The sequence below is a fragment of the Natranaerofaba carboxydovora genome, from assembly GCF_022539405.1.
GTDB classification, from domain to species: Bacteria; Bacillota; Natranaerobiia; order Natranaerobiales; family Natranaerofabaceae; genus Natranaerofaba; species Natranaerofaba carboxydovora.
Genome location: NZ_CP054394.1, coordinates 563,984 through 575,558, shown reverse-complemented (window position 1 = coordinate 575,558; position 11,575 = coordinate 563,984). Strand labels below are relative to the sequence as shown.

Below are 11,575 nucleotides of genomic sequence, written 5' to 3'. Positions count from 1 at the left end.
GAATCTTCTAATTTGCTTTTGAAAAATTGTCACTATTTGTATAATCTACACTGTCTACATTTTTAAAATCAAAATAACTAAGCATATCCTCATCCTTTAATTCCCCTGTGTTTAAAAATCTTTTATAAATACTATTAGGATTAATTTGAAAATAAAAGATTTTGTCCTCAAGGTTAATCTTGTTATTTTCTATCTCATTTCTTACATCTTTATCACGTTGTCGTTGTTCTATTGGTTTTATAACAAATCCAATATTATCAATGAAATCATCGGAAGAGAGGGGTTGGTAAAAGTGTGGAAATAGAAAAGCCCCATTCATAATTTCCCCTTTTTCTTTGAGCTGTTCCATATATGAAAATTGCGTAGCAATAGGGCCTGCTGCTGGAGCATATTGCAATGTTCTTCCTTTCTCTTCAGGTATTTCAGGCTTATAATATTTTGCATCAAGTACAAATTTTCTTTGTTGTTCATCTTTATTTATTACCCTAACTATATCTGGAATTAATTTGTAATCTGTTGCCCTGTATATTTTTTCATTTTTTAGGTTGTAAAAAAAAGGGGTTGGCATCCTATCTTCAAAGCTTTCATCATGTACAAAAACACTTTTACATACTTCTTCCCATATAATTTGAAAATTATTTGTTCCAAATCTTTTAATATAATAAGGGGAAATGTCAAGCCAACTTATTAAAGCTTTTAACAGATTAATTTCTCTATCCGTGAATACCTGTCTCATATATGAACGAATAACATTTGATGTTTTTTTTCTTTCTTCCTCACTACTTAAATTCAATTCTGAAACTTTTGGCAGTTTTATTTCGTTCGAATCTAATAATACTTCCTTGTGTTTGGCACATTCATTAACTACTAAAGCATGTATTTGAGTCAACAACCTATTTTTATCGAAGTACTTTTTCTTATTGATAGTATCTATATAGTAAACTTTATTCTTTTCTGTAATAAAGGGTATCGTTTTGTTAATTGTTTTCTCCCAGCTAACGGGACCTTTTGCATTTTTTTTGTGACGATAGGTCTTCATTTCATATAGACCATGTTCTAAATAGTCTTGTAAGATAAATTCTGCTATGCTAAGTAAATTAATATATTTGTCACTTTCTTGTTTATCATACGGTGAAAAATCCCCCTCTAATTCTTTTGCTGATTTTTCACTACATTTTTCAATCACCTTGCAAACTAATTTCATATGTTCTAGACAGTTCAAAGCTTCTTGAGAAAATTGTTTTTCTTCGTTATAACCATCTACTTCATTCACTTTATCTAGATATTTAGGATAACAAATCACAAAAGATTTCGTTCTTTCACTAAAAAAAGACCCCACAAAAGAAATTTTCCCCTTATTGGTCATTCCATTTTGTTCTAGTTCGGTACACAAATCATCACTCAATTTTTTGCTTTTTTTCCTATATTCATCTTCCTCTTGTAAAAAAACATAGTTGTTAGGACTCGTTACCATCACTAAGCTCCTCGTCTTTAGTTTGTTGAGCATTACCTGGTTCATCATTATTATCGTCTGAGTTATGTTCTTCTGCGGGTTCTAATTCTTTACTATCAAAGTCTTTTAAAATATAATCAATCGGTTTCGGATCATCGTAGTAAGCTTCTTTTATATCAGTCATATTACTTAAATTGTTATTGAAAATTTTGTCAGGGGTATACCTTAATACATCTTGCCTCAAATATGAAAAAAGTTTATTTACTACGGCCTCTTTTGTAAAGGTTTCATTATCTTCACCTAGATCCATATTATTTAAAAAGTAGGGACCTATTAATCTATCTTCCTCAACATAATTTTTTAATAGTTTATTTAATTCTTTCCTAAACGAGTTCCATTTATATTTTTTAAATTCCCCCTCCTTATCAAGTTTTAACCATACATGGTATCTCTCTACATCATTTTCCTCACCATCTATTGGCATATATTCTACTGTCCAGCGACGTTTAAAAGCACTATCAATTGGAAAGACCCCTTGATCAGCACTATTCATTGTTGCCCATATATACAAATTTTCAGGAATCTTAAGTCCTTCATCCTCATTAAAACGACCTATCATATCATTTTCTAATAAATATTTTTTCATCTCTATTGGAGGAACAATACTATATTTACTATCTCCGTCTGGAGTTCTATCAAGTAATTGAATAAGATCACCGAAAACAGATGCCGCATTAGCCCTGTTTATTTCTTCGATTATCAGTAGCACATTTTTATAAGGGTAATTCAAAGCTTGAACTAAGGCTTCAGTAAAAGGGCCCGGAACAAATTTATAAGTAATGTTATCGCCTTCAGGTACTGGCTTGTAAGCACCAACAAAATCGTGATATGTGTATTCTTCAAAAAAAGTAACACGAAAATCTTCATCAATTTTTCTGATTTCTCTTAGTTCCTTTTTTTTGATTTCACTGTATGTTTCTTCGTCTTTATAGCCTAAATTTTTTACTATTTCTTCAATCTTGCTCTCTTCTTTATACAAGTATTCCCCACGACATTTTTCTAATTCATTATCGATTTTGTGACTTTTACCCGTTCCCGGTGCTCCAAATAACAGACGATTTCTTGAAAATTTAATGGGAGGAATAGACTTGTTGATTTTTTCCACTTCTTTAATTTTTGTTTGTTCATTACTTTTGTTTTTAGTATCTGCTCTCATATATGGACGACTATCAAAATATTCTAAATAATCATCGAGGTTCTCCTTATGTAGTACCATGAATTTTATTTTTAAGCCTTTTTTTGTAGGTGCTTCAGCACGTCCTGGTATAGGAAAGCCTTTATTTCTCCATTCATTTATTACTGGATCAAAGGTATATGACCTTTGATGTTTACACTCTCCTTCAATAGAAAAAATAAGTTCTGAAGGTTCAACCTTCTCTAGTAAGTAATGATTTTTTGTTTTTAAGTTTTCTATTGCTTCTGGTGTCATAACTGATAAGAAAAAAAACTTGCATCCTTTATCTATTGAATATGCCAAAGCATTATTTATGTGTTTTCGCTCAAAATTATTAATCAAAAAATTACTTGTATAGTAAGTAGTATCATGAGCATATACAAATATCTCTTCACCAGTACTAGGAACTGTTATCTTTCGTGTATTATAAAATGAGAAGTCAGAGTTTCCTTTAGCCCCACCTATATCCCAACCAAAATTTCGTTTCATATCTTCACTAAACTCTCGTCTTACATCTTCCTCTTCAAGTACATTTTCTTCTCCGAATTTTTCTTTAAGAAAATTAATTGTGTTTTCAGCATTCGTACTCTCCATAGTCATAACTAAAAACTCCCTCTATAAATAATTATAAACATATTTAGGTTTTTAAGGTTACCTATAAACCTTAAATAAACTGTCTGCCTACCTTACTTATAAAAATTAGGTTTTTATCTCTATAAATTATATGTTATAAGATTAATCTTAAAGGTATTCTTTTATTTTTTTATACTCTTCTTCAATCTTAGCCTCCCCTTCCATTTCTATCATCTTATCTAATAATTCCTCGACAGTATTAACTCCCTCTACAAAGTCTTTTCCCTCATATAACGCGTTCTCAAATTTGTCTCTTTCTTCATAACCAAATGCTTTCTTTACACCATTCTGCAAATGGCCTAAGCTTTTAGCAGTATAATCACTTATTACGTTATATTCTTTAAGTATGCTTGCTTTTTCACCCCCCTGTGTTTTCTCTATAAATATTTCTACAACTGTTAAAAATAAAAAAGTATTAAGTCTTTGAAGCTTCACCCCATGGTTAGTTACATTGCTTATTTTTTCTACAAAGTTTTTATCTTTTAGTTTTTCCGCAAATTCTTCAAGTGGGTAATCCAAATAACTTTCTTTCTCTCTGCTGCTTCTTTCAGTAAATGACTCATTAGGTTCATCCCATGCCTTCACATGATATGTGATAACTGCAGCTTCGCTCACCTTTTCTCCGCTGACTTTCTCCCAGAGCATCCTGTAAGCTTTCAATTGGTTCCTATACATTTCATCTAGGAAGGCAGGGTTGTCCACTCTATTAGTTTTATAATCTACAATCACCCAGCTATCATTTTCCTTTATCATAAGGTCAATGGAACCGGAGAACAAAAACATCTCCCCATTGTTTTTATTTTCATCCATGTCACCATTTTCACCATCTTCTTCATTACCTTCTTTGGTCTCAATACAAAGATCATATAATTCTTTATCTTCAGTTTCATACAACGGTATTTCGAAATCATATTCAGTTACCACTTCCTCAGCATTCTGTATTCTTTGCCAAAGCTTTTCCCTATTAGGTTCTGCCTGGGGATATACACCGTTTATAAACCGTTTGGCTGTATCTTTTAGTTGTTCATATAAAATTTCTCTAACTTCTTTAAGGTTTTGCAGCGGCTTTGTTTTATCTTTCTTTTTAAATCCTAAAGCTTTTTCTAAAATTATATATTGATTCATAAATTTAGTATCTCTAAAGTTACTTTCATAAAGAGTCTCGCCCAAAGTTTCCTTTACTGCTTTTTCTATATATTTCTCAATATTAGCTTCATTAATAACCTTCCTATTGTCTACCAGCCTTTCTAACAGCAGGTGAACCATTGTCCCCCATAGTGGCCCACGTCTATCACTGTGAGTACCTTTTTTATAGTCTGATAGAAGTGCATCCGGAATTTCACTTTCATCTCTTAATCCTTTTGCCTTTAACATCTGTTTGAAATCCTTGCTATTTTTCACATCTTCATCTAACATAGTATCTATTATCTCTTCTACAATGTCATCTAATGTCTCATTAACAGGATAACTATTCACTTCTTCATCCTCTGTACCAAGCATCTGCACTTTAACATCTTCTTCCCCTAGTTTTTTGTGTAATCCATTCAGTAGGTCTTTCCAAAGCCTATTTTTAGATAGGGATTGATTGGACCCTTGGTAATCAGTTTTTAATTCACTGGGGCTTCTATGGCTATAGGTAACTTCTTTGCAATTTTGCCAATTGTTTTTTATAGATTCATTTAAGAAATTTAAGTCTTCACTGCTAGTCTCTTCTGCTATTTCAGTTTCTTTTGATTTAGAAGCTGAATGTTCTGGAATACTTATTTCTCTCATTTTAAGTTCTTTATCTTCAGACTCGTCTTTTTCAATCTCACTCAATTTTTCACATATTTCTTTCCAGGGACGATTGCTTTTTGGTATATCTTTATCTGCGTTGCTAATTACTAGTAGGTTTTCGGCCCTTGTAGCTGCAACATACAGTTTTCTTATATGTTCTTCTTCTAATAAATCCTTTTCTTGTTTAAGTTTATCTTCCCATTTATTAACACTTATAAGATTTTTAATGAATTTTTTATCTCCAACTTTTTCTTGGATTTTCAAGTAGCCTTTTACTTTCATATCATCTGTGCGTTCTACATGAACACTCGGACTAATATTTGATTTTCCACAAGGTTTAGCAAGGATAACTACAGGTGCTTGTAAGCCTTTTGCTTTATGAAGATTCATTACACTTACAGCGTTTAACCCGGATTCAATTTCAAAGGGCATTTCATTATCTATATTTTCATCCATCCAAAAATTAATTCGGCGTATCAAAGAGGTAATGTTGTAAATATTACCATTAATTTCTTCACCCCGCATTGTCTCTAACAACTGGTATAACAGGTTTAAACCATTTTCTTCTCTTTTTAAGTGATCATAATCCTCTGCACAGGTATAAGAATATATGGAATAAGGAACGACCTTTAAATCATCTATTATCTTTTCCATCAAAACTACTGGAGAATATAATTTTGCCCATTCATTGTAATGTTCTAGGGTAACCATTTTATCTTCAATATTGCTTCGTTCTTCTTTATTTTTTTTATCTGAAAGATCTTTGTTTAAGATAAAGTTTTTGCCACAAGTCCTATATTCAAAAAGTTCTTCATCTGAAACTCCCAAAAAAATGCTCCTTAATGCAGCAACTGTTTTCACTTCATCATAAGGGTTTTCAATACTTTCTAATATTTTAACCAGTTCTCTGATACCTAGTGATTCAGAAAAACAACTTTCCCCGGATAAGGTATATGGAATTTTTAGTTTCTGCAGTTCCCTAATATAAACATCCATGTCACTTTTATCGTAAGTCAACAACATAAAGTCTCCATAATTAGCAGGCTCTAAAGTTTCTGGCTTACCCTTACCCCTATTTCTAGCTAGATTAAACTCCCCGGACTCCACTGCATTATAGATAAACTCTGCAACTCGAGGGGGATCTTCTTTAAGTAAATGTTCTTTTTGGTTTTCAGTCGGCAGTTTTATTTGTGGTAAAACTTTTATCCCCGAAATCTCTTTTCTTTTATCATCAGAAGTTAACGCACTTCTACCCGATTGAACTTCTTCGTAAGTCACCTGGGTATCGCTATCATCTTTCGGCAATAGTTTATTAAATATTTCATTAAAATCTTTACACAAAGCATCCACAGAACGAAAATTGGTAGTTAGGTTAATAACACGACCATCAGCTTTTTCTATTATTTGTTTAACTAACGAGTAATTTATTACATCTGCCCTTTTGAAACGATATATGGACTGTTTTGGATCTCCTACTATAAATAACGAACCTTTATTTGGAATAATTTCTTGCCAGTTTTCCTTAAATTCACTAGCCGTTAAATAAAAAAGTATCTCTGTTTGTAATGGGTCAGTGTCTTGGAATTCGTCTACGTAAAAATAGCAGTATTTTTTCTGGAAAAAATCTCTCGCTTCTTGGCTACGGAGCAGCAAATTTCTAGAATAAAATAATAGATCCTCAAAGCTAACAAGTGATTCTTTTTTTCTTTTCTCTTGTGCAAATTGAGCCGCTCTATGGGCAAAATCTAAAGCATTTTGATAGCATTTTAGTTCATAGTATAGTTTCAACAACTCTGCAATTTTTTTGTTTACATTGTGTTTTTCATTTTCTTCTTGCAATCGCTCTTTAAATTTTTTCTTCAGAGTTTTCTTTTTATCTTTATCCTTTACCTTTATTTCAGTTGGACTTTGCTTAAGCTTTATCTTTGTAAAATTCTCTAACATCTCCAACAATTGAGGATAGTTTTCAAGCAACTCTTCTTCCTTACATCTATATTTTTCATAGTAAAAAGCTAAATTTGCAATTCGCTTTCTATTATTTTTATTAAATGCTTCTCCAGTTTTTCTTTTTATTTCTTCTGGACAATCAGGTTCAACTATTTCTTTATCCAATGTCTCTTCATTCAAAGACATATGACAATAAAAATCTCCAAATATTTTTTGTAGAATTTTTAAATGAGTATCTTCGTTTTTAATAAGGTTTATTAATTCTTTTGAATCTTCGCAGTCATTTACCAAATCCTTTGCCTCATTTTCAAAATTAGCATTAAAATCAACGTCTTTATTATTATCCAATTGCAAAAACAAATTATATAACTGGGGTGGATATACACCTGTTCTTTCTAAATCCTTGCTAATCCCCTTATTTGCTTCTGTTAATAAAAATTCATTCCAGGCATTTTCCATAAAAGTTTCATTTTCTTTATCATCAATCTCCTTAAAACCAATATTTAGTTCCGCTTCTATCGGTCTTTCACGAAGCATTCTAGCACAAAAGGAATGGATAGTTCCCATAAATATGTTATCTAAGTTATCTAAAATGTAATGTATACGCTCTTCTCTTTTAGCATCGTCTTCAAGAATTTCTTTTATTTTTGTTTCGTCTATGTTATCAACATTACCCTCTTTAAGAAGTTTCTCTAGTTTTTCTTGAAATCTGGATCTAAACTCCTGAGCAGCTTTTTTTGTGAAAGTAATGGCAACAATTTTACTAATATCTTCTTTGTTTTCTAACCGCACAGCATGATAGACCATTCTGTCCACCAAACAGCTAGTCTTACCAGAACCTGCACTAGCTTCAACAAAAAAGTTAGCATTAAATTCTTTATTTAGTTGATCTCTCTGTGGCTGATCGGGAATTTGATCTATAAATTCTTTTTCTTTACTCAAACTCTCTCACCTCATTAGAATAAGTGCCCTCACGTTTTTTATCTATATTTTCTAGCAGCTCTCTTGAGCACGCAGATTTAAAGTCACAGTATTCACAGTCTTCTTCATTGTCTGTTACAACAAATTCACCATTTTTAATTATTTGATAAAGTCCTTCTAATATTGAAGTAGTATTATCGCGCGTTTCATTCATGTCATTTATGATTTGTTTTTCTTCGTCTGTCTTGGTGTTTATAAAAATATAACCTGTTTTAGTCACCGAAATCTTCCCCTCACTAGTACCTTCATAGGCTAGCCCATATAAAGGCGCCTGTAGTTTTCTGCCCCCGTCTAAAGAATTTTCTTTGTATGGGCTGCCCTTACTAGGTTTACTAGAACCTGTTTTATAGTCTATTACCTCTGCTTCTTTGTTACTAAACTGTAACACCCGATCTATATAGCCTTTTAAAGGCAGTTTTTTATCCTCTTTTAAAATTATTTCCTTATTAAATTCAACTTCGGATAAGCTTTTTTCTATGTTTAAGTTCTTTTCTCTACATTTATTAATTAAGCCCCATTCCTGTTCCAAAAATATCCCGCAGCGTTCTAAAATATCTTCTCTTTCTTTTTTAAAAATATGTTCATTTTCTGGTCTTAATCTTTTCTTCTGTTTTTCTAGTTGCTGTTCAGCTATTTCCATTATCCGGGTATAGAACCTGCCTTCATGTTCAAAGTCTTCTTCTTTAAAGGTTCCAAGGTCAATTTCTTTGTCATCAGGATAAATTTCATTAAGGAAGTTCTCAATGATAGCATGCATTAAAGTTCCTCTATCTGAAGGGTTTAGCCATTCATTTTTTCTTTCTTCACGTACATCAAAAACCCTTAAATTCAAAATCTGGGCTAAATAAAACTCAAAAGGACACTTTCCAAGGCTCTCCAGAGAAGATGGTGAAAAAGACTTTCTATCTTTTATCCAGGCAATATTATTATCATTTTCTTCTATTTTGCTTGAATAATTAACTTTGCCATCGTATATAGTTTGTTTTTTACTTCGTCTTTCTTGTAGTACTTTATCAGCTTTAATTAAATCGTCGCTGAACGTAGAGATTTTTTGGAGTTTATTATTACCACCATCTGTATGATAAAGCCAAAATTCAGTTTGATCCAACGAGCTATTTTTTGAATTAGGATTAAAGCCTGCCTTAACCAACCTATTGTCTTTTCTTGAAAAGTAATCTACAAAGTCATTAACCGTTATTAGCTCATCTTTTTTATTAGCTAGCTCTTTGTAGGTTGTTAACAAAATCGAAGCAGGAAGTGTAGGCCTAAAATCATAATGGCTAAAGTTAGAATAAGAAATATATAATGAACCGGCTTTTTTAAAGTGTATCTGTTTAAATAAATTCATATTTTCATAAATGATTCTAAAGCGGTTATTTTTAAATAGATGCCACCATTTATCATCATTTACGTCCTTTTCTAATAGAACCTCCCTTTCTTCATCTAGCAAGATAGGATCTTCCAACGAAGTACCCGGAAAGCGGTTAGCATCCATACCGACAAGAAAAATATTTTCTCTCCATATCCATATACCATTATTTATGTCTGTCACATGAATATGCCCTGGCCTTGTAGTAGAAGGAAATACTTTTACATTTTCAATAAAATCTAATAAAATAGCAGTCGTGTTATCATTGGAAAAGTTGTTTTCTATAAGGCGTTCCAAAATTTCTATTAAAGCTTTCTTAGCCTGGTTATCCTGGGAAATAGCGTTATTCTGTAACATTATTATATTTGGGTCTGTTTCTTCCTTGTCAGGATATCGAAGAAGCAAAAACTCATTTAATAGCCAAAACAATCCTTTTGACAGACTGGATTTCCTGTCTGCATTTTCACCAGTGAGTTGTAAGAAAAAAAGCTCTGCCAATGTAATATTACAAAGTTCTCGCCAGAGATTTTTATATTGTTTTCGCCTTTCTTTTTCTTTTATATCTTCATCTAGTTTAATTAATTCTTTTTTCTTTTCTTCAAATTCTTCAATGGCAAACTCTTTTCGTCTATCAAACTTGTCTTTATTCTCTTCGGTGTTAAGTCCAGGAAGTAGATCATGGGAAATCTCATAAAATTTATTGACTGAAAGATATTTATTTACAATACTCACTTCACCTTTGCCAGCCTTGTCCTTTTCTTTGATATGGTTTTCTTTATCACTTGTATCTTTTTCTTCTTTATTATTTGCACAAGAGTTCTCATTTTCATTATTATTATCAGATTCTTTTTCAATTTGCTTTAACTCGTTGTATAGTTCTTCATGCTTTTCTTGAAGCTTTTCTTCAACTTTTTGTTCGAAATATTTCTTTAGCTTACCAATAGCAAATTGGTTTCCAAAAACAATCTCTCGAAAATCTGATGTTTTAAAACCATTTTGGTACCAGGAAAGAACAGCTTTGGTGAGCTTGCCCGGAGCAGTACTCATGATGTTTACACCATGGGAAAAAGTCATAGGGAGGTTATATTCCTGGGAGAGGTCATTTAGAAGCTTGGAATACGTTTTATAGTCAGTACAGCAGAAGACACACTCATCAAGCTTAATATTATTATCTTTAATCTCTCTAACCATTTGCCTGACTTCGTTGTTTTCACCGTATCCATTAATAATTTTCCAGTTAAGTTCTCGTCTGTCTTCTTTAACTTCTTTTGTACTTGATATACATTTATTTAAAATAACTTCAGGATCTTTAAGGGAAAACTCTACTTTTGAACTGTTTTTTTCTTCTGTTAAAACATCTAGCCATTCTTCTTCTAAGGGATATAGCTTAAGGTTTTCAGGAACAAAATAAATTATATCTTCAGTGCCTGATTGGACTTCTTTATTATTTATTTGGTTTTCTTGCTCTTTTTCTATGGCTATTTTCAAAGCATCTGCCCTGTCTATGTACTTTTTGTTTATCAGAAAATCATTGTATTTATTAAAGATTCTCTCCAAATCTTCTGATTTAGCGCCTTCGTTAGCTTTACAATCATCTTCTTTTTGTTGATCCTCTATCTTTTCAATCTTATCCAAATTTTCAAAGCTTATATTCTTATTCGTTTTACAAAATAGTTTTGCTTCCAAAATTGCCTTATAAAATGTTTTTGCAGTCTGAGGGTCAGCAGAAATTTTGTTAAAATAATTAAGCTTATTATCTTTTTCCAAAGATAATAACACTTCTAGCATAATCTCTCGTCCAACCTGTTCATCAATTAAAAAATACCCTTCATAAAATAACTCAGCCAAAGCCTTATTCTCAGCTAATCCAAATAAAGTTTCTGTTTGAAAGTTTGGAAGATACCATCCTTTATGGACAAGAGATCTGCGAAACTCAATTCCACCCTGTCTGCTTGGTACTATTACAATCTTTTGATTAATTAGTGAACTTAAAGACAATTTATATTTCACCTTTCTAAAATAATCGTTATTTTTTAATCTTCTGTAACAATTTTAAAAAACTAATATTAAATAAAAAGTAATTGCTATTAATAAAAATAACAACAGTTAAATTATTCTTTGTTATTTAACATTATCCTTTGTCGAATATTGACTTATTTTGTCGAATCAAGCAGTAAGTACG

General features: G+C 31.7%; 4 protein-coding genes. All 4 read right to left on the bottom strand.

Features of this window, described 5'->3' with window-relative positions; all coding sequences use genetic code 11:
* Positions 1-7: 7 nt before the first annotated feature.
* The 4 genes from ACONDI_RS02740 to ACONDI_RS02725 all read right to left on the bottom strand — a co-directional run bounded on the left by ACONDI_RS02740 (position 8) and on the right by ACONDI_RS02725 (position 11,391).
* A complete protein-coding gene (locus ACONDI_RS02740) occupies positions 8-1,474 on the bottom strand; it encodes an LlaJI family restriction endonuclease (protein ID WP_241079958.1) in 1,467 nt (488 codons plus the stop codon).
* Positions 1,458-3,287 carry an AAA family ATPase gene (locus tag ACONDI_RS02735; RefSeq protein WP_241079957.1) on the bottom strand — a complete coding sequence of 610 codons (1,830 nt, stop codon included), beginning with the start codon at positions 3,285-3,287 and terminating at the stop codon, positions 1,458-1,460. Before ACONDI_RS02735 ends, ACONDI_RS02740 begins: the two co-directional genes overlap by 17 nt.
* 141 nt (positions 3,288-3,428) lie before the next feature.
* Positions 3,429-7,985 carry a UvrD-helicase domain-containing protein gene (locus ACONDI_RS02730; protein WP_241079956.1) on the bottom strand — a complete coding sequence of 1,519 codons (4,557 nt, stop codon included), beginning with the start codon at positions 7,983-7,985 and terminating at the stop codon, positions 3,429-3,431.
* Entirely contained in the window at positions 7,978-11,391 is a 3,414-nt protein-coding gene (locus ACONDI_RS02725; protein ID WP_241079955.1) for a PD-(D/E)XK nuclease family protein, read from the bottom strand. Before ACONDI_RS02725 ends, ACONDI_RS02730 begins: the two co-directional genes overlap by 8 nt.
* Between the last annotated feature and the right edge of the window lie 184 nt (positions 11,392-11,575).